Here is a 25,344-nt window from a genome sequence, read left to right on the forward strand (position 1 = left end):
CGCCGCCGAATTTTTTTGACAGGATTGTCGTAATCGCTGCTGTTAGTGTCGTTTTACCATGGTCAACGTGGCCAATCGTGCCTACGTTAACGTGCGGTTTGGTACGTTCAAATTTACCTTTTGCCATTGCTTTAGTCCTTTACAATATTTTATTAACTATAAGTTTTATTAAAATTAATAAAACTTGTTCAAATTTAAAAACCATCTCAATTAGAGCGGCGCTACTTAAAACATCAACTCTTGGTGCCCATGGCGGGAATCGGACCCGCGACCTCTCCCTTACCAAGGGAGTGCTCTACCACTGAGCCACATGGGCGCTTAATTCTGCGTATCCAGTCTTGGAGCGGGCGACGAGACTCGAACTCGCGACATTCAGTTTGGAAAACTGAAGCTCTACCAACTGAGCTACACCCGCGCATCCATTCCAACCAGCGCCTACAGGCTCATACATTACAGCTACATCAATTACAAACACGGTGTTATTAAAACTTGGTGGAGGGGGAAGGATTCGAACCTTCGTACTCTGAGAGAACGGATTTACAGTCCGTCGCCTTTAACCACTCGGCCACCCCTCCAAACCGAACCCGCGATTATGCTGAAAATTTGACTGACTGTCAAACGTATAAAAGGGTAAATGTTTAAGAATTTGGTGCCGGATGTCGGAATCGAACTGACGACCTTCGCATTACAAGTGCGCTGCTCTACCAACTGAGCTAATCCGGCGTTTTGTGAGTTGCGTATTATACTGACTTTTTAAAAAAAGTTAAGCTACTTTACGATAGTTAATGTAGGTTTTTTGCTTTTTCCATCATTTATTTCTTTCCCCACTGATTTATCCGCATTATTTGGTTCCATTGCTAGTGAGCTTTCCTCAATTTCAAAAAACATGCCCTGCCCATTCTCACGGGCAAAAATACCTTTTACTGCATGCATGGGAACATAGAGGTTTTGCGAAACGCCGCCAAATCTTGCAGAAAAGCTGATTGCTTCATTATCAATGTGCAAATCTTTAGTTGCCGAGTAATTTATGTTTAGAACTATTTCACCATCCTTAACATAAGCTACTGGTACACGCGTATGACTATCTACTGCTACCAATAAATGGGGAGTATAACCATTATCTACGCACCACTCATGAATAGCGCGGACTAGATATGGCTTGGTAGAAGTAAATTCTGCCATCGCAAATTATTTGCGCATTGCTTTTTCTGATGGCGTCATCGCGTCTGCGTATAACGGCCTAGAAAATAAACGTTCTGCATACTTCAGTATTGGCGCCGCTTGATTTTGCAAATCGATGCCGTAATGACCTAAACGCCATAGCAAAGGCGTCACCGCAACATCCAGCATTGAGTAATCATCACCTAATAAATAGTTCTGTTTACCAAAAATTGGCACCAACTGCGTTAAATTATCACGAATTGTAATGCGCGCTTTATCTGCCTTCTCCTCATCACCAGATTCAATGTCTTTAATGTGCGCAAATAACTCTTTTTCAAAGTTATACAAAAACAGCCGGGCACGAGCACGCATCACAGGATCTGGCGGCATCAGTTGAGGATGCGGGAATCGCTCATCAATGTATTCATTGATAATATTCGCCTCTGACAACACCAAGTCACGCTCCACCAAAACGGGCACTTGGTTGTATGGGTTTATCACTGCCAAATCTTCGGGTTTATTGGCCAAATCTACATCAATCACCTGAAAATCCATGCCCTTTTCAAACAAAACAATGCGGCAGCGGTGGCTATAGGGATCCGTTGTCCCTGAATATAAAGTCATCATAATTAGTGTATATCTTTCCAATAGGCTTTTTTGAGTTTGTAAGTGAGTACTAACAACACTCCTAAAAACAGCAATACAAACCAACCCAAGCGATTGCGCTGTTGTTTAGCAGGCTCAGCCATATAGGCCATGAAGTTGGTTAAGTCGCCAATAAGCGCGTCATATTCAGCAACTGATAAGCGACCTGGCTTCGCAAGGGTAAGTTGATGTGTCTTATGGTCTAGAACTTGTTCACCTTGCAACTCATATAGAACATGTGGCATTGCAACTTTACAAGTAACCGGATCAAACACACAATTACCCCAGCCAGTAGAACTTGTACTATCGCGATAAAAACCACGCATGTAACTATAGAGCCAATCTGCACCTCTGGCGCGTACTTCAACAGACAAGTCAGGAGGTGCGACACCAAACCATTTTTTTGCATCTTTTTTGCTAATAGCGGATGTCATCGGATCGCCAACTTTCTCGGCGGTAAATAGCAGGTTTTCTTTAATTTGCTTTTCCGTCAAACCAATGTCCTCCAAGCGCTTATAACGCATGTAATTAGCGCTATGGCAGCCCAGGCAATTATTTACAAAGGTACGCGCGCCACGCTGCAATGATGCTTGATTTGAAGGATCAATGGGTGCTTTATCTAAATGCACTTCGGTATTTGCCAGATTTGCTAAAGGCAATAGCATCAACAACACTAATGCCTTAGTGATGTAGTTTTTAATATTCATCATCATTATCCCGTTACCCTTTCTGGCACTGGTTTAGTTTTGTCTATTTTTGTGTACCAAGGCATTAAGATAAAGAATGCAAAATAAATGGCGGTAAAAATACGTGCTACAACAGTTGCAATATCCGCTTTACCAAGCCACGCACCAAACTGCCCCCATACATTCGCCGGCACAGTACCTAAATATCCCAAAACAAGAAAGCTAATCACAAATGCTGCCAACCAGCCTTTATATAAATTCCCTTTATAGCGAATAGACTTCACCGGACTTCTATCCAACCAAGGCAAAAATACAAACGCTAGAACCGACAGGCCCATCGCTGCCACACCTGGAAACTGCGAGATACCAATTGGCGGCACAGCGCGCAGAATTGAGTAATACGGTGTGAAATACCAAGTCGGTGCAATATGCGCTGGTGTAACCAAAGGATCGGCCGGCACAAAGTTATTTGCCTCTAAGAAGTAACCCCCCATTTCAGGGGCAAAGAAAATAATCGCAGCGAATACAATGAAAAACACCACCACGCCCACCATATCTTTTACCGTGTAATAGGGGTGGAAAGGAATACCATCCAAAGGAATGCCCGTCACTTTATCTTTGAGTTTTTTAATTTCTACACCATCTGGATTATTTGAGCCAACTTCATGTAAAGCAAGAATGTGTGCCGCCACCAAGCCCAAAATCACCAAGGGTAGGGCAATTACGTGAAATGCAAAGAAACGATTTAGGGTTGCATCTGAAGTTAAATAATCTCCGCGTAGCCATTCCGCAATGTCTGGGCCGATAAACGGCACAGTACCAAACAAACTGGTAATTACTTGTGCGCCCCAGTAGGACATTTGACCCCAAGGCAGCAGGTAGCCAAAGAACGCCTCACCCATTAATGCCAAGAAAATACCAACGCCAAACAACCAAATAAGCTCACGTGGATTTCGATAAGATCCATAAAGCAAACCGCGGAACATATGCAGATAGATCACCACAAAGAACAGTGATGCGCCCGTCGAGTGCATATAGCGAATCAACCAACCCCACGGCACATCACGCATAATATATTCAACCGAGGCGAAAGCCATCAAAGCTTCCGGTTTGTAATGCATAGTTAAAAAGATACCAGTAACAATCTGCAGCACCAGCACCAACAAGGCTAACGAGCCAAAAAAGTACCAGAAATTGAAATTCTTTGGTGCGTAATATTCAGTAAGGTGCGCTTTGATATTGCTAGTCAGCGGAAAGCGCGCATCCACCCACCCCAATAATTCATCTGCTTTTTTAGTCAGTAAACTCATTATGCAGACTCCTTATCTTCACCTACTAACAGGGTTGTTTCAGTCAAATATTGATGCTTAGGCACAACCAAGTTGGTTGGGGCTGGCGAGCCTTTAAATACACGTCCAGCCAAATCAAATTTTGAGCCATGACATGCGCAAACAAAACCGCCATCCCAATCAGCCGTTACTGCAAAATTCTGTGCCGGTGAGCAACCCAAATGGGTACATGTACCCAACAATACGGCATATTTTGGATTTATAGCACGCGTTTTATTTTTACAGTAATCTGGCTGCTGCGGCACTTCCAAATCAGGATCAGTCAACTGCGCATCGTGATTTGCAAGCTTAGCAATCTGCTCATCCGTGCGATGAATAATCCACAACGGCTGACCGCGATACTCATCTACCTTCATTTCACCAGGGGCCAATTTACTTACATCGATCTCTACTGGCGCACCTGCCGCCTTAGCACGCTCACTAGGCGTCATACTTAAAACGAACGGAACCGCAGCGGCAGCACAGCCAACCGCTCCGGCTGCAGAAGTAGCAATTAGAAACTTACGCTTCTCTTCATCTATCTCGATTTTAGTTTGGCTTTTGTCAATTTGGTTGGATGACATCACATTTCCAATTCCGCCCTTTTGAGGCTTGCATTTACTTTGTTTAAGAAAAATTTTAAAACTTAAAATTGCCGTTTGAATATAAATATTGAATATTAATAGCTAAAAATTAAGCACCTTAAAATTACCCGCAGACGGCTATCTCTATTCAAACCTGCGCGCATTATACATTTTCTAAACAGATAATTAAAGTTATATTTTATAAGTAATTGATATAAAACAATTAAACTGGATTTCTAATGTCGATAAACGCATGTGCAATATTGAATTTTTGCGCAAGATGTTCACCCAGTGCTTGCACCCCATAGCGTTCTGTTACATGATGTCCTGCTGATATATAGGACACTCCTGACTCCAAAGATTGATGTGTTGTCTGTTCGGATATTTCGCCACTGATGAAAACATCCACTTGAAGCTCAATTGCAATATCAATGTAGGCTTGTGCTGCACCTGTACACCAAGCTATTTTTTGCACTAGTTTTTGTGGATTACCAATAACCAATGGCACGCGCCCCAAAACCTTTGAAATATGAGCAGCAAACTCTTTTAACTGAACAGGCTTATCCAATATGCCCCAAGCAACAATGTTTGAATCTGCTGCAAAACTAGAGAAGTTAATTCCTAACACGCGCCCAAGTTGAATATTATTGCCGAATTCAGCATGTGCATCTAAGGGCAAGTGATATGCCATTAAATTTAAATCATTTTTTAGTAAGAATGCCAGCCTATTGCGCTTTATGCCGACGATTCTGGGGTCTTCATTTCGCCAGAAATAGCCATGATGCACTAAAATCAAGTCCGCATCAGCCTGTCGCGCCGCTTCTAACAAAACCATAGAAGCCGTCACACCCGTAACAATTTTGCGCACCTCGGACTTACCCTCGACCTGCAAGCCATTTGGACAGTAATCTTTAAACGACTCTACTTGCATGAGTTGTTGCGTATAATGAACTAACTCCTTGAGCTTTACCATTTTTTACGGCCTTTTTTATCTTTACCCTATTGATTTTAGCTAGAATAGCCTGATATTACTTTGCATCTTCATCATACTAAATTACGGCACAGGCATACATACAAATGAATAGTCAATTACATAAAAAACTATGGCTTATTTTTGCGCAAACAGTAACGATATGCCTAGCGCTAATTTTTGTATTGCGACTTTTTTCCCCTGATCTTATAGAAAGTATACTTAACAAAAAGCCTAGTACTGTATTAGTAAAACAGGCTGAGCCTAGTTTTAGTAAAATCCAAAGTGGCTCATACAGTCAAGCGGTAAAAAAAGCGATGCCCGCCGTGGTGAACATCTTTACCAGCAAGGCTCCTCCAGAAAATCCACATCAAAAATATTTAGACGATCCGACCTTTCGTCAGTTCTTTGGTGATCAATTTGACGACCCTGACAACCAAGCTCAACCCGAAAATAGCCTAGGTTCAGGCGTAATCGTGAGTGAAAATGGTCTAATTTTAACCAATAATCATGTTATCGCCTCTGCTGATGAAATTGAAATCGCATTGTCTGATGGTCGAAAGATGTCTGCAAAAGTAGTAGGCACTGACCCTGATACGGATTTAGCTCTAATTAAAATCGATGCGGATAATCTGCCTGCTATTACCTTTGCCAGTTCAGATAAGCTTGATGTGGGCGATGTAGTCTTAGCAATTGGTAACCCATTTGGTGTTGGCCAGACAGTAACACAAGGCATCATTAGCGCATTGGGCCGCAATCATTTAGGCATTAATACTTTTGAAAACTTCATTCAGACTGACGCCTCAATCAATCCAGGCAACTCTGGCGGCGCACTCATCGATGCGAATGGTAATCTAGTCGGCATTAACAGTGCTATTTACTCACGCAGCGGTGGGTCTATGGGCATCGGCTTTGCTATCCCAGCCACTTTAGCTCGACAAGTCATGGATCAAATAGTCTCTCAGGGCAATGTCACTCGAGGCTGGATTGGGATAGAAGCACAAGATATTACGCCAGAATTAGCAGAATCTTTCAGGCTTAAAACAGCACAAGGAGCCTTGGTTGCAGGAGTTTTACTTGACAGCCCAGCGGCAAAAGCGGGATTACGACCTGGTGATATTTTGTTATCGATAGAGGGCAAACCAATATCCGATACTGGCGCTATGCTTAATCTAATCGCAGCACTTGCACCCAATCAAAAAGCAACCCTTAAAATAGCTAGGGCTGATGCAATGCTGGATATCCTTGTGACCATTGGAAAACGGCCTAAACCAGTCGCAATAAAAGAGTAGTGCCATTGAATATCTAAATCGCTGGCGGCAGAATGGTTGGTAATTTTTCTGACTTGGACAATGAGGCAACTAAAATGCCGAATTCATACAATAACCAGATCGGTACTGCTAGCATAAACTGTGAAATGATATCGGGCGGAGTGAATATTGCCCCCAGCACAAATGCCACAACAACCACGTAGCCCCGCGCCTCTTTTAGCTGCGAGATGCTAATCCAACCAAATCTTACTGTCATCACAACTGCGATTGGCACCTGAAAAGCAAAGCCAAACGCAAAGAACAAGGTCAGCACAAAATCTAAGTAATTACCTATATCGGTCATCACCGCCACCCCTACAGGAGCCGTGCCAACGATAAATCCAAATACCACTGGGAATACCAAAAAATAAGCAAATGCCATCCCTGCTAGAAATAATAAACTACTCGCCACTATCGTCGGAATCATTAATTTTTTTTCATGCGCATAAAGCCCAGGCGCAATAAACGCCCATAGTTGATACATAGTATGTGGCAGGGAGACAATAAATGCTGCCATCATGGCAACTTTCATTGGCACAAAAAAAGGCGTTGTCACTGCGGTAGCAATCATTTGCCCGCCAGCAGGTAATTTGCTAAGTAATGGGGCCGCTAATAAAGCATATATTTTGTTAGCAAACGGGAAAAGCGCAATGAAGACAACGACAAAACCTATGACTATACGAAGCAGCCTGTCGCGCAGCTCAATTAGATGTGAAATGAAGTTTTCTGTAGGGGTCACAAAATGCAACTAAGCTCGGTCTGAGCTCGCTTTAGTATTGGTTGTTGGACTAGCTTCTGTCTTATTCTTTATTCCAGTTTCGCCACCTGGCTTCAGATCAACATTTAGTAAGTCTTGCGCAAATGCCTCTGTTTTTTCCTGAAACTGCGTTTCCGCACTACTAGCGGCACTTTGAATTTCTTGCTGCAATTGCTGCAACTCTTCAAAACGTACTTCACGATTCACTTCATCTTTGACTTGCGCTACATATTTTTGCATTCGGCCTGCGATTGCGCCTAATGTCCTCGCCACTTTAGGCAGCTTTTCTGGGCCGATAACGATTAAGGCTACGATTGCAATAACCATTAACTCTGAGAATGAAACATCAAACATACAAGTTCAACTTTAAATTTCGTCTACGTGGCCGAACTTTCATTTCACCTTAGTCGTTGGGGCCTTCGGCTTAGCGCTGGCTTTACTTGCGGTAGCATTTTTTGCTACTGGTTTTTTCGCTACAGGTTTTTCCACTGCGGATTTCTTTGTTGCTGGCTTCTTTTTTGCTATGGGATTTACTTTAGGCACTTCAGCAACATCTGCCTCGATAAGAGTTGAAGCGTTTTCACCTTGCACGGTATTGAGTTCGCCTGAAACCGTTGCATTTTTTTCTTCGTTCATTGCATCTTTAAAGCTTTTAACAGCACCACCCACATCCCCACCCATATTTCGCAATTTTTTTGTACCAAAAACCAAAACCACAATGAGTAGTACTATTAACCAGTGCCAAATGCTAAATGAACCCATGATAAATCTCCTGATAGTTAAGCTAAAGTTTTGCGCTGCTTTTCACCGCCACCCAATACGTGAACATGCAGATGAAACACTTCTTGACCACCCTCGCGCCCAGTATTGATAAGGGTTTTAAACCCAGCTAAACCTTGTTCTTTTGCAATTTTTGGCGCTAACAATAACAACTTACCCAGCAAGGCTTGATGTTGCGAATCACAATTGGCTAAACTTTCAACATGCAATTTTGGCACTAGCAAAAAATGTACTTTAGCAGACGGATTAATATCATGAAAAGCAATTATATCTTCGTCTTCGTAGATCTTTTTTGAGGGTATTGCACCATTTACAATCTTGCAAAAAATACAGTCTACGCTCATTTTGTTTCGCTTTCTTTTGTTCTTATCGCTTTTTTGTTATGGCATAAGCTAAAGTTCAGCCTACATTGATAAACTAATCATTCTTTGAACGACTCGCCTTTTCTTCTATACCTGAAAGGCCTTCACGTCTTGCCAGTTCATTTAAGATATCCTGAGGCCCTAAACCAGCCTGCGCTAGCATCACTAAGGTATGAAACCACAAATCAGCCGTTTCATAAATAAGATGCTCTTTATCACCGTTCTTTGCAGCTATAATAGTCTCAGCAGCTTCCTCGCCAACTTTTTTCAGTATGCTATCCATGCCCTTGCCATATAGCTTGGCAACATAAGAAGTCTGCGGATCTGCGTTCTTGCGTTGTTCCAACAATTCAGCCAGTCGGGTTAAAGTATCATTCATATCTCAATTGGCCTAATAAATATCTTTTGGGTCTTTTATAACGGGCTGATCAACCAACCAATTTCCATTTTCCAGCTTTTTAAAAAAGCAATTATGGCGCCCTGTGTGACAAGCAATACCACCGACTTGTTCAACCTTAATCAGCACCACATCCTCATCGCAATCTAGACGTACTTCATGCACAAGCTGGAAGTGTCCTGATTCTTCACCTTTGCGCCACAATTTAGAGCGTGACCGTGACCAATATACTGCCTGTTTCGTTTCATAAGTCAGTAGCAAGGCTTCACGATTCATCCAGGCAAACATGAGAATGTGCCCAGTATCGTACTCTTGTGCGATTACTGGCACCAAACCATTGGCATCCCAGTTCACCTCATCAAGCCATGAGTTCGATACTAAAGTCATAACCTTACTTCTATGCCATGTTGCGCCATGTATTCTTTGGCTTGTTTAACAGTGAATTCACCATAATGAAATATGCTGGCAGCTAACACAGCATCTGCGCCACCTAGTGTCACGCCATCGACTAAGTGCTGCAAATTACCCACGCCACCTGAAGCAATAATGGGTATATCCACTGCGTTTGATATGGCTCGATTCAAAGGATTATTAAAACCAATCTTTGTACCGTCTCTATCCATGCTGGTCACCAACAATTCGCCTGCACCAAGCTTAGCCATGTATTCTGCCCACTTTACCGCATCTAAGCCAGTCGCATTTCGACCACCGTGGGTAAATACCTCCCACTCGAAAGGTTGGTTGTCTACTTTTTTAGCATCAATTGCGACGACGATGCACTGAGAGCCAAATCTGCCTGCAGCATCTTGCACCATTTTAGGGTTTAATACCGCCGTAGTGTTGATGCTAACTTTATCTGCACCGGCATTTAACAATCGACGGACATCTTCTACTTCACGTACTCCACCGCCAACCGTGAGTGGAATGAAAACTTGCGCTGCCACTTCTTCGATAATGTGCAGGATTAATCCTCGATTATCCGAGCTTGCAGTGATATCCAAAAACGTGAGTTCATCTGCACCTTGGTCATCATAACGCTTGGCAATTTCAACAGGATCGCCTGCATCTCGAAGCTCAAGAAAATTTACACCTTTAACTACACGACCAGCCGTAACATCAAGGCAAGGAATAATGCGTTTAGCGAGCACTTAGTTCATCCGCAAGTTCTTGAGCCGCTGCAAAATCCAGCGCGCCTTCATAAATAGCACGGCCGGTAATCGTGCCAATGATACCCTCACTTGCCACCGCGCAGAGCTTACGTACATCATCTAAATTGGTCACACCCCCAGAAGCTATCACTGGAATAGTTAAAGCCTGCGCTAAGGCTACAGTAGCCTCAATATTAACGCCCGTGAGCATGCCATCACGTCCAATATCAGTATAGACAATGGAACTTACACCATAGCCTTCAAACTTCTTCGCCAAGTCGATCACATCATGTCCAGTTAGTTTTGACCAGCCATCAACTGCTACTTTTCCATCCTTTGCATCCAATCCTACGATGATTTGTCCGGGAAATGCATCGCAGGCATCACGCAAGAATCCAGGGTTTTTAACTGCTGCTGTACCAATAATCACGTAATCTATGCCACTATCAAGATAGCGTTCAATCGTATCAAGATCACGAATACCCCCACCAAGCTGAATTGGAATTTCCCCCGCCACGGCACGCACAATTGACTTAATTGCCGACTCGTTCACTGGCTTTCCTGCAAAGGCCCCATTTAAATCCACCAAATGCAAGCGCTTTCCACCAAGATCTACCCAGTGACGGGCCATCGCACCTGGGTCCTCAGAAAAAACGGTAGATTCTTCCATTAGGCCTTGTTTTAATCGGACGCAGTGGCCATCTTTAAGATCAATTGCTGGGATAATTAACATAATGATTTAAATTGTATTTGGTTGTTAAAGTTAGTAGTTAATAAAATTGAATGCTTTGCAAATTCAACTACTTTAAGCCTATTGGCTTAAGGCTGCCAGTTTACGAAATTACTTAACATTTGCAAACCTGCATTCGCACTTTTTTCTGGGTGAAATTGAACTGCAAATAAATTATCTTGTGCAATCGCGCTGGTAAAGAGACTCGGATATTCGCTATAGCCTGCAATAATACGTGCATCATCCGGCTGCACATAGTAGCTATGCACATAGTAAAAACGTGCGGCGTTGTCAATATCTTTCCACAATTCATGCGCTGTATTGGCCGCATTCACTTGACCTGACTGCGTCTGATAGACCTGATTCCAGCCCATGTGGGGTACTTTAAGCTTCTGCCCATCGGCATCATGCATATCAGCCGCAGCAAATCGTTTCACATTTCCTTTAAACAATCCCAATCCTGATGTGTTGCCTTCTTCGGAATGTTCAAATAGCATCTGCAGGCCGATACAAATCCCCAAAAACGGCTTATTCCGCGCTGCATGTTTCACTGATTCACGCAAACCACGCACGTCTAACTCGCGTATACAATCAGGCATTGCTCCCTGACCCGGAAACACCACGCGTTCGGCATTTAAAATATCTTCAGGATTACTTGTCACAAGCACTGTTTTTGCAGAAGCAACATGTTCTAAAGCTTTTGACACTGAGCGTAGATTTCCCATGCCATAATCAACTACGGCTATATCAATTTTTGTCATACTGCAATCTTCATTAAGTCGTCAGAAACTGCTGACGGACTCAATTTATAAGCTTCCCTTTGTGGATGGCATGATGCCTTCCATACGTGTATCTAATTCCACAGCTACTCGCAAAGCACGTCCAAAAGCCTTGAAAATTGTTTCAGCTTGATGGTGAGCATTGTGGCCTTTTAAATTATCGATATGCAACGTAACATTGGCGTGATTTACAAAGCCTTGGAAAAATTCATGCACAAGGTCAACATCAAACTCGCCAATAGACGCGCGCGTGAACGTACATCCAAATTCCAAACCTGGTCGACCTGAAATATCGAGCACCACGCGAGACAGCGCCTCATCCAGAGGCACATACGCATGCCCATAGCGTCTTATGCCTTTTTTGTCACCCACTGCTTTTGCAAAAGCCTGACCTAAAGTAATGCCAATATCTTCTACCGTATGATGGGCATCGATATGTAAATCACCTTTGGCATTGACGTTGATATCCATCATGCCATGACGGGCGATTTGGTCCAACATGTGATCTAAAAAACCAAGACCAGTACTCAATTGTGAAATGCCAGTCCCGTCCAGATTAACGGAAACGGAAATTTGAGTTTCTAGGGTATTCCTTACAACTTCAGCAATGCGCATATTGAATCACTTCGTTTGGTACAATTAAATTAATAGTTAATATTTTAACCCAAACTAGATGCCATTGGGCTTTTTGGACGGATTAAGCTTTCAACAACACGGAAACTAACGTATCGCTTTAACAATAAATGTCATTAAAGAAATTAAAATTTCTGAAAGTTAAAATATTTCAAATTATCGTTAAAAAGTAAAAAGCCTAGCAAGATTTTTAAATTATCTTTACTAGGCCTTTTATTCATCAGCTCACGCCAACAAATTACTCACATCTAGTTACTGGCAAAAGCATTAGAAACTAGAGAGTTAATAATTATTTAGCTGCTTCTTCTGCTTTTGCTGCATCAACCGCTGTAGAAACTGCATCACCTGCAGCTGCGCCAGCCGCTTCAACTGCAGCTGGTGCAGCCTCAACAGCAGCAGCCGCTTCTGTAGCTGCCGCTTCAGTTGCTTCAACTGCTGGAGCAACAATTTCAGATGCTGCTGCAGGCACTGCTTCTGCCGCTTGTTCTACCGCTTCTTTTTTCGGGCCTAATAAAGTGAATAACAATACTAATACTGCTGCGCCAATTATCCATGGAAGGAATTTTTTGATACCGCCAGCACTAGCAGCACCGCCATGAGCGATTGATGTAATTTCTGCCGCTGCAGCAGCAGGGTCAGCTGCGCCATAGATAGCTGCGCCCGCTACAATAATAGTTGCACCCGCATCTTTAACTTGTTGAGTTGTAGCTGATTTAACACCACCAGCTACAGAAATTTCAGCGCCTGTGTTCAATGCAACGATTGTAGCTAAATCTGAAAATGGTGTTTGGCCAGCTGCTTGTTGATCTAAGCCAGTGTGAATACCAATTATATGTGCACCGATTTTAATCACTTCAAGAGTACGCGCTTTTTTATCAGCCACGTTAATCAAGTCAACTTGTGCTTTTTTACCGTATTTGTTTGCAACATCGATTACACCCTTGATTGTACCGATATCAGATGTACCAAGCACAGTAACAATATCTGCACCCGCTTTAAAGAAAGGCTCGGCTTCGTAGAAGCCAGCATCCGCTGTTTTCAAATCAACTAAGATTTTGTTGTTTGGGAATTTAGCACGTAATGTTTCAAGCAATTTGATACCATTATGCTTGATGCAGGGTGTACCGATTTCAAGAATATCAATGTGTGGTGCTACTTTTGTTGCCAACGCAACGGTTGCGTCAAAGTCTAATGAATCTAATGCAAATTGGGTTTGAGCCATGCTACATCCTCCAAAAAAATAAATCAGTTACGATTTATTTAGATTAATAATACGAATTAAATTAATTTTTATATTGTGTCAAAAACACACATTTTGCGATGATAACACGCACTTAATGCTAAATAAAAAACTTTTTTTACATATTTATATATGTTTTATATATAAGAACCGGTGGTTATAGTATCTTTTTGAAAAAAAATACAAAATTCCCGCATTTAACAAGTGGTCAAACGCGACTTTAACTGTCACGTTAGGAGTTATTAGATAAGCCTTATTTAAGTATTTCTACTAGACCATCAATCAATATTTTGGATTGCTCATCTGTACCAATAGTAATCCTTATATATGGCTCGATGCGGGCTGGGACTTTAAAATGGCGAACAATAATGTTTTTCTGACGCAGTAATGCCGTCAGTTCAGCGCCTCCTTTTGACATTTGCCGAGCAAAAATAAAGTTTGCCCCTGATGGCAATACTTCAAAACCAAGTTTCCTAAGTAATTTTGTTAATAAATCGCGAGTTGCAATCACTTTCTTTCGCGTTTCATTAAAATATTCAACATCCTGCATCGCTGCAATAGCTCCTGCCGAGGCAAAACGATCAATGGGGTAAGAGTTGAAGCTATCTTTCACCCTAATCAATGCCTCAATCAAATCTGGCGACCCCAGCGCATAACCCACGCGTAAGCCAGCCAGTGAGCGTGCTTTCGATAAGGTATGCGTTACTAACAAGTTAGGATAATGATTAATCAAGCCCACTGCCGATTCGGTACCAAAATCCACATATGCTTCATCGATAACTACTACAGATTGCGTATTCGCTTTTAATAACTTTTCAATTTTATCGAGCGCTAACGCTATGCCAGTAGGTGCATTCGGATTGGGGAATATGATACCGCCATTCGGTTGATCATAATCTTCCACATTGATTGTAAAATCTTCGGCTAATGGAATAGTTTGATACTCGATGTCATACAATCCACAATAGACTGGATAAAAGCTGTAAGTAATATCCGGAAACAATAGTGGTCTGCTATGTTTCAATAAGGCATGAAACACATGCGCTAAAACCTCGTCTGAACCATTTCCTACAAATACTTGGTTAGAATTTAGGTGGTGCACCTCAGCAATTGCGGCTTTTAGCGCATCTGAATTAGGGTCTGGGTATAACCGTAAACTCTCAGCAGCCTCGAGCTTAAGGACCTCAATTACGTTTGGACTTGGCCCGTAAGGATTTTCATTGGTGTTTAGTTTAACCAGATTATCCACTTTGGGCTGCTCACCTGGCATATAAGGCGTAAGCTTGTGTACTACATCACTCCAGTATTTACTCATTTTGCATTAACTTTTCAATCGATATTCTGCTGATCGCGCATGAGCCTGCAAACCCTCGCCATAAGCCAAAGTCGCCGCTACTTTTCCTAACGTTTGGGCACCTTCTGCCGACACCATAATCAAGCTTGAGCGTTTTTGAAAATCATATACACCCAATGGTGACGAGAAACGCGCTGTGCGAGAAGTTGGTAGCACGTGATTTGGCCCTGCACAGTAATCACCAAGCGCCTCACAAGTATTGCGGCCCATAAAAATAGCACCTGCATGTTTAATAGTTTTACTGAACGCAAGCGGCTCATCCATAGACAATTCCAAGTGTTCAGGCGCAATGTAATTACAAATCTCTGCTGCTTCAGCTAAATCTCGCACCTGAATCAGAGCGCCACGATCCGTTAATGACGTTGTAATAATGCCTTTACGTGGCATTTCCTCGACTAACTTTAAAATACTTGCATTCACTTTATCCAAAAATTCAGCATCTGGACTTAATAGAATCGCTTGCGCCAATTCATCATGCTCAGCTTGGCTAAATAAATCCATCGCCACCCAATCAGGGTTGGTTTTACCATCGCTAATCACGAGAATTTCTGAGGGCCCAGCTACCATGTCAATGCCCACCACTCCAAATACACGGCGTTTTGCTGCGGCGACATAGGCATTTCCTGGTCCAACTACTTTATCTACTTGTGGCACGGATTCAGTACCATAAGCCAAGGCACCTATCGCCTGTGCGCCACCAATACAGAATACACGATCAACGCCACACACGGCAGCCGCCGCCAACACCAATTGATTGCGCTCGCCATTAGGCGTAGGCACCACCATAATCAATTCTTTAACGCCTGCTACTTTAGCTGGAATTGCATTCATCAACACGCTTGAAGGGTACGCTGCTTTGCCGCCAGGCACGTACAAGCCAACCCGGTCTAACGATGTGACTTGCTGGCCAAGCAAAGTACCATCGGCTTCGGTGTAGTTCCATGAACTCATGACTTGTTTTTCATGGTAGCTTCTCACACGGGCAGCTGCAAGTTTTAGCGCTTCGCGCTGGTCAACTGGCAATCCGTTTAATGCAGAAGTCAACTCGGCCTGACTAATTTCCAACTCTAGCAATGTGCTAGCACTCGTTTTATCAAAACGATTTGTATATTCCAGCACCGCCGCATCGCCCCGACTTTTTACGTCTTTCAAAATAGCGGCTACAACGACATCAATACTGTCGTCTTGTGCTGTTTCAAAAGCCAGCAAAGCTTTTAAGTTTTCATCAAAATCTTTATCTACTGTAGAAAAACGTCTTATTTTCATGCTATTTTGCCTGTAATGAGTCTAATTCTGCTTAGTTATAATCTGAATTATTTATGCTCTGACTGCGATTGCGGATGTAAAAGCATCCATAATTGGTTGAATTTTTACGCGATTAAGCTTGAGTGAGGCTTGGTTCACAATTAACCTTGAGCTAATGTCGCCAACTTCTTCAACGGCTTTTAAATTGTTAGCGCGTAGTGTGCTACCCGTGCTAACCAAATCAACAATCACATCGGCCAATCCAACCAAAGGGCCAAGTTCCATTGAACCATAAAGCTTAATCAAATCGACATGCATCCCTTTTGCCGCAAAGTGTTCGCGCGCAGTTTTAACGTATTTAGTCACGACTTTTAGACGCGCACCTTGGCGAATGCTTGCCTCGTAGTCAAAATCGTTACGCACCGCCACCATCATCTTACATTTGGCTATTTGCAAGTCGATTGGCTGATACAAACCTTCGCCACCGTGCTCATCCAACACATCTTTACCAGCGATACCTAAATCTGCTGCGCCGTATTGCACATAAGTAGGAACATCGCTGGCACGGACAATAATTAAACGTACATCTTCGCGATTGGTGCCAATAATTAGCTTACGTGAAGATTCCGGATCTTCAGCAGCCTGTATGCCAGCTGCCGCCAATAACGGGACCGTTTCTTCAAAGATGCGACCTTTTGAGAGGGCAATGGTAATCATGTTTAAACTCTTTTTACATTAGCACCAAGTGCGTTGAATTTTGCTTCTAGGTGCTCATAGCCGCGGTCTAGATGGTAGATACGCTCAATCACCGTTTCGCCACGAGCAACCAAACCTGCTAGCACCAAGCTTGCTGAAGCGCGTAAATCCGTTGCCATCACCGTTGCGCCGTCTAAAAAGTCCACACCTTTCACCAACGCGGTATTGCCATCAATGCTGATATCTGCCCCCATGCGTTGCATTTCTTGCACATGCATAAAGCGATTTTCAAAAATGGTTTCCGTGACTTTTGCTACGCCCTCTGCCACCGCATTGAGCGCCATAAATTGGGCTTGCATGTCTGTGGGAAAAGCTGGATGCGGTGCCGTACGGATATTCACTGCTTTAAGTTTACCGTCGCTTTTGACCGTAATACTATTTGCATCGCTTATCACTATCGCTCCCGCTTCGCGCAATTTCTCAATCACCGCATCAAGCAAATCAGCTCGCGCGTTAAGCAACTTAACCTCGCCACCTGTCATTGCGGCAGCTACCATATAAGTACCAGCTTCAATGCGGTCGCATACAACATTATGGGTTGTTCCACTGAGCTTTTCTACGCCAACAATGGTAATCACGTCAGTGCCTGCACCCGTGATATTTGCGCCCATCTTAATCAGCATCTCTGCTAAATCAACCACCTCTGGCTCTTTAGCGGCGTTTTCCAGCACGGTTGTACCTTCAGCCAGTGCGGCGGCCATCATGAGATTTTCTGTGCCGGTTACCGTCACCAAATCCATATAATAACGTGCGCCTTGCAAGCGACGATTGGGCAAATGCAAGGTACTTGCTTGAATATAACCGTGCGTAATGTGAATGGCCGCGCCCATTGCTTGCAGGCCTTTAATGTGTAAATCTACAGGCCGCGAGCCAATAGCACAGCCACCTGGCAATGAAACACGGGCAGTGCCAAAGCGCGCCAACAGCGGGCCTAGCACTAAAATAGAGGCGCGCATCGTTTTTACCATTTCATAAGTCGCTTCAAAAGAGGCCACTTCGCTAGCATCCAAGGTCACCTCGCTAGTATTACGGGTGATTTTAACCCCCATCATACTAAGCAATTTAATAGTGGTATCAATGTCTTTTAACGCGGCAATACTGCCAAGATGCAACGGCGTTTCAGCCAATAGCGATGCACATAGAATCGGCAAAGCGGCATTTTTTGCACCCGAAATGGTCACCTCACCATTGAGGCGATTACCGCCCAGTATGATTAATTTATCCAATTATTTAGCCGCATCTAATAAAGTTTGAAGTTCGCCACTTTCATACATAGCGCGCATAATGTCTGAGCCACCAACAAACTCGCCATTGATATAAAGTTGTGGAATGGTTGGCCAGTTAGCATAGGTTTTAATGCCTTCGCGCACGGCTTGGTCGGCCAGCACATCCACCGCTACGTACTTCGCATGACAGGCATCCAAAATTTGTGTCGCCAAATTAGAAAACCCGCATTGTGGAAACTTAGGGCTACCTTTCATGTACAGCACCACAGGATTACTAGTGACTGTTTCTTTAATTCTTGCTTGAGTATCCATGTTGACCTTCTATAAATTTATTTTTACCAACCGTTTAAAGCGGCTGACTTAGTTCTTGCCACATTTGTGGCGTATACGTTTTCATTGAAAGTGCATGAATTTCAGCACGCATGCGGTCGCCTAGAGCGCCATAAACTAGCTGATGCTGTTGCACCCTATTTTTACCAACAAAGGCATCACTGACAATCACCGCTTCAAAGTGCGTACCATCATCCCCTGAGACTTTAATATATTGGCAATCCAAATGTTGGGTAATATATGCTTCTAACTGCTGCGAACTTAACAAGGTTACCGCCTGACTCGTTTACTCGATGAGCTTACGCTCTTAATTTATAGCCCGATTTTAACATTTTTAGCGTAATCAGTGCTAATACAAAGAAAGAGACCCCAACAATTGTCAAACTTATTAAGGGTGAGACATCGCCTTTTCCAAAAAAACCATATCGAAAGCCATCAATCATATAAAAGAAGGGGTTGAGATGCGATAGTTTTTGCCAAAATGGTGGTAAAGAGTGTATTGAATAAAATACGCCTGATAAAAACGAGAGTGGCATGATAATAAAGTTTTGAAAAGCCGCCATCTGATCAAACCGATCCGCCCAGATGCCGGCAATTATGCCAAAAGTACCTAAGAGTGCGCTCCCCAATAGGGCGAAAGCAAATAAATACCAAAAATGGGTAATATGAATATCCACAAACCACATGGCTACAAGAAAAATACACAAGCCTACCACGAGGCCCCGAATAATGGCCGCCACCAAAAATGCAACAAAAAATTGTAAATGCGTGAGTGGTGTTAATAACACAAACACCAGATTGCCCATGACTTTAGACTGTATCAAGCTGGAGGAGCTATTGGCAAACGCATTCTGCAATACGGACATCATGATGAGGCCAGGCACCAAGAATGACGTATATGGCACGCCATCATAAACATGTACATGGCTTTCTAGCGCATGTGAAAATATCAGAAGATATAACAATGCCGTAATCACTGGGGCCGCTACGGTTTGAAATGCCACCCGCCAAAAGCGAAGCAACTCTTTTTTCAATAACGTCCAAGGTCCACGCCAAGGACTAATTAGGCTTGATTGCTTATTCATATTGACACCTGCACCGCCGGCCTGCCTACCAAAGACATAAAAACATCCTCCAAGTCAGCTTCGCTTAATTGCATATCAATCACCTTGATATCTGCTGCACGCAACGAGGACAGTACAAACTCAATCTGAGCCATATCATTTAGGGCAAAAGTATAAATCCCGTTATCTTTATTTTTTAGTAAGGCTTGGATGCTTACTGGCAAAATGACTTCACCTAAGGTTAAACGTAATTGCTTACCAGCAAATCGATTCAGCAAATTCGCTGTGCTATCTAGCGCAACGATTTCGCCTTGCTTCATCATGCCAACGCGACTACATAGTGCCTCTGCTTCTTCTAGATAATGCGTGGTAAGAATAATCGTGTGGCCTTGATGATTCAGCTTTTTAATAAACTCCCACATCAATTGCCGTAATTCTACATCCACACCCGCAGTAGGCTCATCCAACACAATAACAGGCGGCTTATGCGCCAAGGCTTGCGCAATCAGCGCACGGCGCTTCATGCCTCCAGAGAGCTTGCGCATATTGGTATTGGCTTTATCTGCCAAACCTAAACCTTCAAGTATTTCATCGACCCAAGCATCATTTTCTGGGCCGCGACCAAAATAACCCGCCTGGAAACGCAACATTTCGCGCACGTTAAAAAATGGGTCAAATACCAGTTCTTGTGGCACTACGCCTAATAGCTGGCGCGCTTGCTGGTACTGATTTACCACATCAAAACCCATCACCGAAACATCGCCCGCATCGGCTTTAATCAAACCAGCCAGAATACTAATTAGCGTCGACTTTCCCGCACCATTCGGCCCCAGTAATGCAAAGAACTCGCCTTGCTCAATCGTCAAATCGATGCCTTTTAGCGCATGCAAACCGCCAAAACTTTTGTGTAAACCATTAATTTTAATTGCGTGAGTCATTATTTGTGGGCGAGAAAGAGCCGTATTTAGATTCAAATGAAAGGCGACCTTTACAAAAACAAGTCAAAATAACTAAAATTAATAGGATGACTTTAGGAAAAAAACATAACTGCAAGAATTAATTTTTAGACGAACTAAAAATGAAACCTGATTAAAAGGTCAATCCGGCAGTAATTTTTAACTCAGCGGAATAAAGGTTTCAACCCCGTAAAGCGTCGCCAAACTAGCCAAATTAGTTGGCAGGTTAGAAAATTTTAATTTGCAATATGACGCAACTGCTCGGCGCTGCCATTCCAAAATCAAACTGAGCGCCGCCGTATCTACATTGATTACATCAGCAAAATCAATTTCCACCTCATCCCCAAAAGCGAATGAATCACTTTGGTTTAATACAAGGTTAGCATTATCCATCAATACGTCGCCCGAGACGTGCCACTTATTGGCGATTTGAACAATATTGGGTAGGATAATTTCGGCCATTTTAACACCTTACTATTTAAGACCAGCCGATTTATTTTTATCCGCTAGCTTTGTGTTTAGACTATCTAAGCCATTCTGTCGTATTTCGTTGCTGAATTGGCTACGATAATTGGTCACCAAACTCACACTCTCAATCACAATGTCGTACACTTTCCAGCCATTAGCGCCTTTAACCAAACTGTACTCCACCTGAACTGGCTGAGCACCATTTTGCAAAATTTGCGTTTTAACGCTCACATTCTTAGCGTCTGGCTCATAACGCATCGGCTTATATTCGATAATTTGATCTCTATATTTGCCTAGGGCGTTAGAATAGGTGCGTAACAAAAGACTGCGGAATTCTTTTTGAAAACTTGCTTGCTGCTCGGGGGTTGCTGCCTTCCAGTTTTTGCCAAGCACCATACGACAAACACGGTCAAAATCAAAATTAGGCAGGATTTTTTCTTCGACAACCGCGTATAGTTTTTGCTGATTACCCGACTGAATCTCTTTGTCATTTTTAATGATTGTCAGTACGTCATCTGCCGTTTGCTTAACCAATACGTCTGGTGCAGTTTCAGCATTAGCCACACCCGCATTAACGAACAGACTTAACACTAAACTTGTGCCAATTAAAAATTTAAATACTGATTTCATTTGAACCCTTTATGATTCGATTGCGTAATTTTCGATTGAATAATTATTGATCACTTTACGTATTTTAACAAAAATGCGCAAACGCCTTATCAAAACGGCGCATCGCCCAATTCGGTTGACTTGGCGTTAGCCTTGGGTTCAACAGCACTGGCATCCTTCTCTGTTTCAGAGGCTTTACTAAATAAAAATTGGCTAATCATTTTTTCAAGCACCACGGCATCTTGCGTTTTCGTAATTTTATCGCCATTTTTTAACTCGTCTTCATCGCCACCCGCTTCAAGTCCAACATATTGCTCACCTAGCAAGCCAGCAGTGTAAATATTAGCAAACGTGTCTTTTGGAAAGCTATAACGCCTATCAATATTAATTGTAACCACAGCTTCAAACGCTTTGCTATCAAACTTAATATTATCCACACGCCCTACAACCACCCCAGCACTTTTTACAGGGGCATTAGGCTTTAGGCTACCCACATTTTCAAATGCAGCCGTAACACTAAAGGTTTCACCAATTTTGCTTGAAGTCAGATTGCCAACTTTCATCGCCAACCCAAGCAAGGCTGCCACGCCCAGCGCTACAAAAATGCCCACCCATAAATCTATTTTCGTTCTATCCACTTAGCTTCCCCTCAATTTACTCATCTTTTTGCAATCACTTCTTTTACTCGCCTTAAATCACCATCATAAAAGAAGTTAGGACAAAATCTAATCCTAATACTGTTAACGATGAAATCACCACGGTGCGGGTCGTTGCACGGCTTACACCCTCTGCCGTTGGCGGCGCATCAAACCCTTCAAACAAAGCAATCATGGTACATGCCACGCCAAATACTACGCTCTTAATCAAACCGTTAATAATATCTAGTCTAAAATCAACATTAGCCTGCATTTGTGACCAAAAGGCACCGTCATCCACTCCTATTAATGGCACCGCTACCAAATAGCCGCCCAGAATACCTACCATGGAAAATAATGAGGCTAAAATCGGCATTGAAATCACACCTGCCCAAAAACGCGGTGCAACCACACGTGCAATCGGGTTTACTGCCATCATTTCCATGGCCGATAACTGCTCTGTGGTTTTCATTAACCCAATCTCAGCAGTAATTGCTGTACCCGCACGCCCGGCAAACAGCAGCGCTGTCACCACAGGGCCTAATTCGCGGACCAATGACAATGCGACCAGCACACCAATGGCCTCCGACGAGCCATATTTCTGCAAGGTGTTATAGCCTTGTAGCGCCAATACCATGCCCACAAAAAATGCTGAAACAATTACGATTAAAAGTGACATTACGCCAGTAAAATAAACTTCGCGCAAGGTCAAATGAAAGCGTTTAAAACTCTCACCCGAATAAATAATCGTTAAGAAAAATAACCGCGCACCTGCACCCAAGCGCCAGATACGCTCAACCATACGGTGGCCAACACCCCTTAATGTGCGAGTAATACTATTGAGCAATTTGGATTTAATCATTTTTTTATCTGGGTGTTTTAATCTGGCAATTTATTTTCTTATATTTATTTTTATAGTGTTTTTAACAACTCAGATTGATAATTAGCCGCAGGATAATGAAAGGGAACCGGCCCATCCTTATCGCCATGTACAAACTGATGCACAAACGGCAATGTCGACTGCATCAAGTCATTTGGTGTTCCTTCAGCCGCGATGACGCCATCGGCCACAAAATAAACGTAATCTGCAATTAAAAAAGTTTCTTTAACGTCATGCGACACAATTATGGATGTGGCGCCAAGCGCATCATTCAAGCTCCGAATCAGGCCGCAAATCACGCCCATCGAAATCGGGTCTAAGCCTGCGAAAGGTTCGTCGTACATAATAATCGCTGGGTCTAAGGCAATGGCACGCGCCAACGCTACGCGCCTAGCCATACCGCCAGACAACTCAGTTGGCATCAAGGCGTGCGCGCCACGCAGACCAACCGCATTCAACTTCATCAAGACCAAATCACGAATCATGGTCTCGGGTAAATCGGTAAGTTCGCGCATCGGAAAAGCGACATTATCAAAGGCGGACAAGTCGGTAAATAACGCGCCGTGCTGAAACAACATACCCATTTTACGGCGCAATTTATATATGCCATCGCGGTCCTGCTTGTGTACTACTTCACCCGCAACACGCACTTCACCTTTGCTCGGTTTAATTTGTCCGCCAATTAAACGCAATAATGTGGTTTTTCCGCTACCGCTACCGCCCATAATGGCCACGACTTTACCGCGTGGGAACACCATATTGATGCCTTTATGCAGCAATCGACCTTTGTAACCAAAGGAAAGATTATCAATTTCTACGATATTGTCCGTCATGTGAAGCTAGCTTGAGTTTCAGTTTTTGTTAGATTTTTTTGAAGCCACCATTCTAAAACAATTTGGCGACTAAGCAAGCAGTTAAATTATTTTGCTTGTGATGAAAATTGGAAATTTGGACAATAAAAAGCCCACCGAGGTGGGCTTTTAAAACTTACTTTTAGAACGCCATGCAAACCGTAGTAAAATCATTATCACCTATTGACGCAAGCGTTGTAGGGTCTACATTAGCAGTACCAGTTACAGGTGAACTAGTACCACCTGTAGTATATGCCACTATCATAATCGAACCTTTTGTTGGATCACCATCGTCGATGTTAACATCTAATTGCTTTGAAAACTTGCCCAAAACCCTATCAGAACATAAGACATGCACCCCTTTAAGACCTGTAATTGATGGGGTTTGCCCACTTTGTATGCCCAATCGACCATTATCCGCATTAACTGGTATGTAAGAACCACTAGAAGCAACAGTTTGGTCACCCGCAGCCAGGCCAGCCTTTCTTACATGTTGCCAAAAATTCAGACTTTCATCATCCGTATCTACTGAGCTCCAGATGTCGTCAATCTTGCCATTAAGATTTCCATTCTTAGTAGCGCCTACATGTTCTACAGCCTTAGAATCATCGCCTGGTAAAGCCCTATATTTGTCTTGGTAGCCATAAATATAGACCTGAACATTTTTAAAATCAGCCGCCATATTTTTAACCTTAGCACTATCAATCAATGCTTGGCCTTTTAACACCCCGCCCAAGAGCAAGCCGATAATTACCAGCACAATCGCCAACTCAATTAATGTAAAACCTGCTTGCTTTTTCATGTAGTTCCCCGAACTAAAAATTTAGTGTTTGTATCACAACGCTGTCAATACCATGTTCAACTTTCAACAAACTACATGCAAATAGCATACCAACTGGATTTCAGCCAATTTTTACCGTTTTTTGATGAAATCATGCCATTTTTATAGAAAAACCACCAAACAACTGTCGAAAAATCAACATAAGTGTTCAAATTTTAACGCTTTTAGTATGTTTTATTTAGTAAATTTCAGAATACAATACTGCAAAGTGAACTGTTAATAATAATTCTTAGAGCCTACCTTTATGCAAAAACTTTTCAAGTTTGGTCACCAACTCTTCAATGATTCTGATCGATTGATGGCGCTGATGATTTTATCATTACATGCCTTATTGATTTGGGGTGACTCTAGCGGATTGCATCGAGCCCTATTTTTATGTCATTACGGCTGTTTTTTAATGTGGCAACCTGTGATGCGGCAGACCAAAAATCTCTCTTGGCAAGCGGTGGCTCTAATTGTGGTTGGTGCCAGCATAGGCATGTTTTTTCTCAGTTGGTGGGTGATTGCTTTTTGGATTGCAGGGCTTTTTGCGCTGATAGGCGGGCGCATTTTCTCTGGCGAATCTGCCCGCGACCGACTGCCTAACATTTTAGCCTCAACTTATTTACTCGCCATTTTG

General features: G+C 42.9%; 32 protein-coding genes, 4 tRNA genes and 2 pseudogenes. 2 read left to right on the forward strand and 36 right to left on the reverse strand.

All coding sequences use genetic code 11. The features are described from left to right. The 11 genes from HOO90_RS09895 to HOO90_RS09945 all read right to left on the reverse strand — a co-directional run. The coding region (locus HOO90_RS09895; protein ID WP_292841758.1) for a GTP-binding protein at positions 1-127 on the reverse strand (127 nt) is incomplete at its 3' end. A 114-nt stretch (positions 128-241) separates the two neighbouring features. Further along, positions 242-316, reverse strand: a tRNA-Thr gene (locus tag HOO90_RS09900). Positions 317-339: 23 nt separating this feature from the next. Next, a tRNA-Gly gene (locus tag HOO90_RS09905) sits at positions 340-415 on the reverse strand. A gap of 75 nt (positions 416-490) precedes the next feature. Then, positions 491-575, reverse strand: a tRNA-Tyr gene (locus HOO90_RS09910). Between the two features lie 72 nt (positions 576-647). Then, positions 648-723 (reverse strand) — tRNA-Thr (locus HOO90_RS09915). A 45-nt stretch (positions 724-768) separates the two neighbouring features. Beyond that, positions 769-1,182 (reverse strand): ClpXP protease specificity-enhancing factor, encoded by a 414-nt coding sequence (locus HOO90_RS09920; protein WP_292842573.1) that lies wholly within the window; start codon positions 1,180-1,182, stop codon positions 769-771. A gap of 6 nt (positions 1,183-1,188) precedes the next feature. After that, positions 1,189-1,788, reverse strand: a complete 600-nt coding sequence (locus tag HOO90_RS09925) for a glutathione S-transferase N-terminal domain-containing protein (RefSeq protein WP_292842575.1) — start codon at positions 1,786-1,788, stop codon at positions 1,189-1,191. A gap of 2 nt (positions 1,789-1,790) precedes the next feature. Further along, positions 1,791-2,513 (reverse strand): cytochrome c1, encoded by a 723-nt coding sequence (locus HOO90_RS09930; RefSeq protein WP_292842633.1) that lies wholly within the window; start codon positions 2,511-2,513, stop codon positions 1,791-1,793. 5 nt (positions 2,514-2,518) lie between these two features. Next, positions 2,519-3,802, reverse strand: coding sequence for a cytochrome bc complex cytochrome b subunit (locus HOO90_RS09935; protein WP_292842577.1), 1,284 nt, complete (start codon positions 3,800-3,802; stop codon positions 2,519-2,521). Beyond that, positions 3,802-4,404, reverse strand: a complete 603-nt coding sequence (petA, locus tag HOO90_RS09940; protein WP_292842579.1) for a ubiquinol-cytochrome c reductase iron-sulfur subunit — start codon at positions 4,402-4,404, stop codon at positions 3,802-3,804. Before petA ends, HOO90_RS09935 begins: the two co-directional genes overlap by 1 nt. 223 nt (positions 4,405-4,627) lie before the next feature. Continuing rightward, positions 4,628-5,377, reverse strand: a complete 750-nt coding sequence (locus HOO90_RS09945) for a Nif3-like dinuclear metal center hexameric protein (protein ID WP_292842581.1) — start codon at positions 5,375-5,377, stop codon at positions 4,628-4,630. Between the two features lie 104 nt (positions 5,378-5,481). On the opposite strand from HOO90_RS09945, the gene HOO90_RS09950 reads away from it, so the two are divergent. Further along, entirely contained in the window at positions 5,482-6,666 is a 1,185-nt protein-coding gene (locus HOO90_RS09950; RefSeq protein WP_292842583.1) for a Do family serine endopeptidase, read from the forward strand. 13 nt (positions 6,667-6,679) lie between these two features. On the opposite strand, the gene tatC is transcribed toward HOO90_RS09950, so the two are convergent. The 25 genes and pseudogenes from tatC to HOO90_RS10075 all read right to left on the reverse strand — a co-directional run bounded on the left by tatC (position 6,680) and on the right by HOO90_RS10075 (position 24,686). Next, positions 6,680-7,423 carry a twin-arginine translocase subunit TatC gene (gene tatC / locus HOO90_RS09955; RefSeq protein WP_292842585.1) on the reverse strand — a complete coding sequence of 248 codons (744 nt, stop codon included), beginning with the start codon at positions 7,421-7,423 and terminating at the stop codon, positions 6,680-6,682. A 9-nt stretch (positions 7,424-7,432) separates the two neighbouring features. Then, positions 7,433-7,795 (reverse strand): Sec-independent protein translocase protein TatB, encoded by a 363-nt coding sequence (tatB, locus tag HOO90_RS09960; RefSeq protein ID WP_292842587.1) that lies wholly within the window; start codon positions 7,793-7,795, stop codon positions 7,433-7,435. A gap of 225 nt (positions 7,796-8,020) precedes the next feature. Next, a pseudogene (gene tatA / locus HOO90_RS09965) lies at positions 8,021-8,203 on the reverse strand (Sec-independent protein translocase subunit TatA); the annotation flags it as partial. A gap of 17 nt (positions 8,204-8,220) precedes the next feature. After that, positions 8,221-8,565, reverse strand: a complete 345-nt coding sequence (locus HOO90_RS09970) for a histidine triad nucleotide-binding protein (protein ID WP_292842589.1) — start codon at positions 8,563-8,565, stop codon at positions 8,221-8,223. A 73-nt stretch (positions 8,566-8,638) separates the two neighbouring features. Then, entirely contained in the window at positions 8,639-8,962 is a 324-nt protein-coding gene (locus tag HOO90_RS09975) for a phosphoribosyl-ATP diphosphatase (protein ID WP_292842591.1), read from the reverse strand. A 12-nt stretch (positions 8,963-8,974) separates the two neighbouring features. Further along, the gene (hisI, locus tag HOO90_RS09980; RefSeq protein ID WP_292842593.1) at positions 8,975-9,367 is read right to left on the reverse strand and encodes a phosphoribosyl-AMP cyclohydrolase; all 393 of its coding nucleotides are present in this window, start codon (positions 9,365-9,367) and stop codon (positions 8,975-8,977) included. Further along, complete coding sequence (gene hisF, locus HOO90_RS09985) at positions 9,364-10,128, reverse strand: imidazole glycerol phosphate synthase subunit HisF (RefSeq protein WP_292842595.1); 765 nt, start codon at positions 10,126-10,128, stop codon at positions 9,364-9,366. Before hisF ends, hisI begins: the two co-directional genes overlap by 4 nt. Beyond that, on the reverse strand, positions 10,118-10,861 hold the full coding sequence (hisA, locus tag HOO90_RS09990; protein ID WP_292842597.1) for a 1-(5-phosphoribosyl)-5-[(5-phosphoribosylamino)methylideneamino]imidazole-4-carboxamide isomerase: 744 nt from the start codon (positions 10,859-10,861) through the stop codon (positions 10,118-10,120). The genes hisF and hisA overlap by 11 nt, the downstream gene beginning before the upstream one ends. An 86-nt stretch (positions 10,862-10,947) precedes the next feature. Continuing rightward, positions 10,948-11,619 carry an imidazole glycerol phosphate synthase subunit HisH gene (hisH, locus tag HOO90_RS09995; protein ID WP_292842599.1) on the reverse strand — a complete coding sequence of 224 codons (672 nt, stop codon included), beginning with the start codon at positions 11,617-11,619 and terminating at the stop codon, positions 10,948-10,950. A gap of 45 nt (positions 11,620-11,664) precedes the next feature. After that, positions 11,665-12,252, reverse strand: coding sequence for an imidazoleglycerol-phosphate dehydratase HisB (gene hisB / locus HOO90_RS10000; RefSeq protein ID WP_292842601.1), 588 nt, complete (start codon positions 12,250-12,252; stop codon positions 11,665-11,667). Positions 12,253-12,559: 307 nt separating this feature from the next. Continuing rightward, complete coding sequence (gene hxlA, locus HOO90_RS10005; protein WP_292842603.1) at positions 12,560-13,492, reverse strand: 3-hexulose-6-phosphate synthase; 933 nt, start codon at positions 13,490-13,492, stop codon at positions 12,560-12,562. A 271-nt stretch (positions 13,493-13,763) separates the two neighbouring features. Beyond that, on the reverse strand, positions 13,764-14,825 hold the full coding sequence (hisC, locus tag HOO90_RS10010; RefSeq protein ID WP_292842605.1) for a histidinol-phosphate transaminase: 1,062 nt from the start codon (positions 14,823-14,825) through the stop codon (positions 13,764-13,766). Between the two features lie 6 nt (positions 14,826-14,831). Further along, on the reverse strand, positions 14,832-16,130 hold the full coding sequence (gene hisD, locus HOO90_RS10015) for a histidinol dehydrogenase (protein ID WP_292842607.1): 1,299 nt from the start codon (positions 16,128-16,130) through the stop codon (positions 14,832-14,834). A 51-nt stretch (positions 16,131-16,181) separates the two neighbouring features. Further along, entirely contained in the window at positions 16,182-16,826 is a 645-nt protein-coding gene (gene hisG, locus HOO90_RS10020; protein WP_292842609.1) for an ATP phosphoribosyltransferase, read from the reverse strand. A gap of 2 nt (positions 16,827-16,828) precedes the next feature. Next, positions 16,829-18,091 (reverse strand): UDP-N-acetylglucosamine 1-carboxyvinyltransferase, encoded by a 1,263-nt coding sequence (gene murA, locus HOO90_RS10025; protein ID WP_292842611.1) that lies wholly within the window; start codon positions 18,089-18,091, stop codon positions 16,829-16,831. Beyond that, positions 18,092-18,403 (reverse strand): Grx4 family monothiol glutaredoxin, encoded by a 312-nt coding sequence (grxD, locus tag HOO90_RS10030; protein ID WP_292842613.1) that lies wholly within the window; start codon positions 18,401-18,403, stop codon positions 18,092-18,094. A gap of 34 nt (positions 18,404-18,437) precedes the next feature. Next, positions 18,438-18,689: a BolA/IbaG family iron-sulfur metabolism protein gene (locus HOO90_RS10035; RefSeq protein ID WP_292842615.1), complete on the reverse strand. Its 252-nt coding sequence runs from the start codon at positions 18,687-18,689 to the stop codon at positions 18,438-18,440. 31 nt (positions 18,690-18,720) lie between these two features. Continuing rightward, positions 18,721-19,506 (reverse strand): ABC transporter permease, encoded by a 786-nt coding sequence (locus tag HOO90_RS10040; RefSeq protein WP_292842617.1) that lies wholly within the window; start codon positions 19,504-19,506, stop codon positions 18,721-18,723. After that, a complete protein-coding gene (locus HOO90_RS10045) occupies positions 19,503-20,423 on the reverse strand; it encodes an ABC transporter ATP-binding protein (protein ID WP_292842619.1) in 921 nt (306 codons plus the stop codon). Before HOO90_RS10045 ends, HOO90_RS10040 begins: the two co-directional genes overlap by 4 nt. Before the next feature lie 177 nt (positions 20,424-20,600). Further along, positions 20,601-20,903 carry an STAS domain-containing protein gene (locus HOO90_RS10050; protein WP_292842621.1) on the reverse strand — a complete coding sequence of 101 codons (303 nt, stop codon included), beginning with the start codon at positions 20,901-20,903 and terminating at the stop codon, positions 20,601-20,603. A 12-nt stretch (positions 20,904-20,915) separates the two neighbouring features. After that, on the reverse strand, positions 20,916-21,539 hold the full coding sequence (locus HOO90_RS10055) for a phospholipid-binding protein MlaC (RefSeq protein WP_292842623.1): 624 nt from the start codon (positions 21,537-21,539) through the stop codon (positions 20,916-20,918). A gap of 89 nt (positions 21,540-21,628) precedes the next feature. Next, a complete protein-coding gene (gene mlaD, locus HOO90_RS10060) occupies positions 21,629-22,156 on the reverse strand; it encodes an outer membrane lipid asymmetry maintenance protein MlaD (RefSeq protein WP_292842625.1) in 528 nt (175 codons plus the stop codon). A gap of 52 nt (positions 22,157-22,208) precedes the next feature. Next, entirely contained in the window at positions 22,209-23,015 is an 807-nt protein-coding gene (gene mlaE, locus HOO90_RS10065; protein ID WP_292842627.1) for a lipid asymmetry maintenance ABC transporter permease subunit MlaE, read from the reverse strand. Positions 23,016-23,065: 50 nt separating this feature from the next. Further along, complete coding sequence (locus HOO90_RS10070; RefSeq protein WP_292842629.1) at positions 23,066-23,866, reverse strand: ABC transporter ATP-binding protein; 801 nt, start codon at positions 23,864-23,866, stop codon at positions 23,066-23,068. A 160-nt stretch (positions 23,867-24,026) separates the two neighbouring features. Further along, on the reverse strand, positions 24,027-24,686 hold the full coding sequence (locus HOO90_RS10075) for a prepilin-type N-terminal cleavage/methylation domain-containing protein (RefSeq protein ID WP_292842631.1): 660 nt from the start codon (positions 24,684-24,686) through the stop codon (positions 24,027-24,029). A gap of 283 nt (positions 24,687-24,969) precedes the next feature. Here HOO90_RS10075 and HOO90_RS10080 point away from each other — a divergent pair. After that, positions 24,970-25,344, forward strand: a pseudogene (locus HOO90_RS10080) (sensor histidine kinase); the annotation flags it as partial.

Origin of the sequence: Methylotenera sp. (genome assembly GCF_013141425.1) — a bacterium.
Lineage (GTDB): Bacteria > Pseudomonadota > Gammaproteobacteria > Burkholderiales > Methylophilaceae > Methylotenera.

Coding starts and splice junctions, on each gene's coding strand:
- HOO90_RS09920 (WP_292842573.1), bottom strand. CDS start 1,182: ATGGCAGAATTTACTTCTACCAAGCCATATCTAGTCCGCGCTATTCAT.
- HOO90_RS09925 (WP_292842575.1), bottom strand. CDS start 1,788: ATGATGACTTTATATTCAGGGACAACGGATCCCTATAGCCACCGCTGC.
- HOO90_RS09930 (WP_292842633.1), bottom strand. CDS start 2,513: ATGAATATTAAAAACTACATCACTAAGGCATTAGTGTTGTTGATGCTA.
- HOO90_RS09935 (WP_292842577.1), bottom strand. CDS start 3,802: ATGAGTTTACTGACTAAAAAAGCAGATGAATTATTGGGGTGGGTGGAT.
- petA (WP_292842579.1), bottom strand. CDS start 4,404: ATGTCATCCAACCAAATTGACAAAAGCCAAACTAAAATCGAGATAGAT.
- HOO90_RS09945 (WP_292842581.1), bottom strand. CDS start 5,377: ATGGTAAAGCTCAAGGAGTTAGTTCATTATACGCAACAACTCATGCAA.
- HOO90_RS09950 (WP_292842583.1), top strand. CDS start 5,482: ATGAATAGTCAATTACATAAAAAACTATGGCTTATTTTTGCGCAAACA.
- tatB (WP_292842587.1), bottom strand. CDS start 7,795: ATGTTTGATGTTTCATTCTCAGAGTTAATGGTTATTGCAATCGTAGCC.
- HOO90_RS09970 (WP_292842589.1), bottom strand. CDS start 8,565: ATGAGCGTAGACTGTATTTTTTGCAAGATTGTAAATGGTGCAATACCC.
- HOO90_RS09975 (WP_292842591.1), bottom strand. CDS start 8,962: ATGAATGATACTTTAACCCGACTGGCTGAATTGTTGGAACAACGCAAG.
- hisI (WP_292842593.1), bottom strand. CDS start 9,367: ATGACTTTAGTATCGAACTCATGGCTTGATGAGGTGAACTGGGATGCC.
- hisA (WP_292842597.1), bottom strand. CDS start 10,861: ATGTTAATTATCCCAGCAATTGATCTTAAAGATGGCCACTGCGTCCGA.
- hisH (WP_292842599.1), bottom strand. CDS start 11,619: ATGACAAAAATTGATATAGCCGTAGTTGATTATGGCATGGGAAATCTA.
- hisB (WP_292842601.1), bottom strand. CDS start 12,252: ATGCGCATTGCTGAAGTTGTAAGGAATACCCTAGAAACTCAAATTTCC.
- hxlA (WP_292842603.1), bottom strand. CDS start 13,492: ATGGCTCAAACCCAATTTGCATTAGATTCATTAGACTTTGACGCAACC.
- hisC (WP_292842605.1), bottom strand. CDS start 14,825: ATGAGTAAATACTGGAGTGATGTAGTACACAAGCTTACGCCTTATATG.
- hisD (WP_292842607.1), bottom strand. CDS start 16,130: ATGAAAATAAGACGTTTTTCTACAGTAGATAAAGATTTTGATGAAAAC.
- hisG (WP_292842609.1), bottom strand. CDS start 16,826: ATGATTACCATTGCCCTCTCAAAAGGTCGCATCTTTGAAGAAACGGTC.
- grxD (WP_292842613.1), bottom strand. CDS start 18,403: ATGGATACTCAAGCAAGAATTAAAGAAACAGTCACTAGTAATCCTGTG.
- HOO90_RS10040 (WP_292842617.1), bottom strand. CDS start 19,506: ATGAATAAGCAATCAAGCCTAATTAGTCCTTGGCGTGGACCTTGGACG.
- HOO90_RS10045 (WP_292842619.1), bottom strand. CDS start 20,423: ATGACTCACGCAATTAAAATTAATGGTTTACACAAAAGTTTTGGCGGT.
- HOO90_RS10050 (WP_292842621.1), bottom strand. CDS start 20,903: ATGGCCGAAATTATCCTACCCAATATTGTTCAAATCGCCAATAAGTGG.
- HOO90_RS10055 (WP_292842623.1), bottom strand. CDS start 21,539: ATGAAATCAGTATTTAAATTTTTAATTGGCACAAGTTTAGTGTTAAGT.
- mlaE (WP_292842627.1), bottom strand. CDS start 23,015: ATGATTAAATCCAAATTGCTCAATAGTATTACTCGCACATTAAGGGGT.
- HOO90_RS10070 (WP_292842629.1), bottom strand. CDS start 23,866: ATGACGGACAATATCGTAGAAATTGATAATCTTTCCTTTGGTTACAAA.
- HOO90_RS10075 (WP_292842631.1), bottom strand. CDS start 24,686: ATGAAAAAGCAAGCAGGTTTTACATTAATTGAGTTGGCGATTGTGCTG.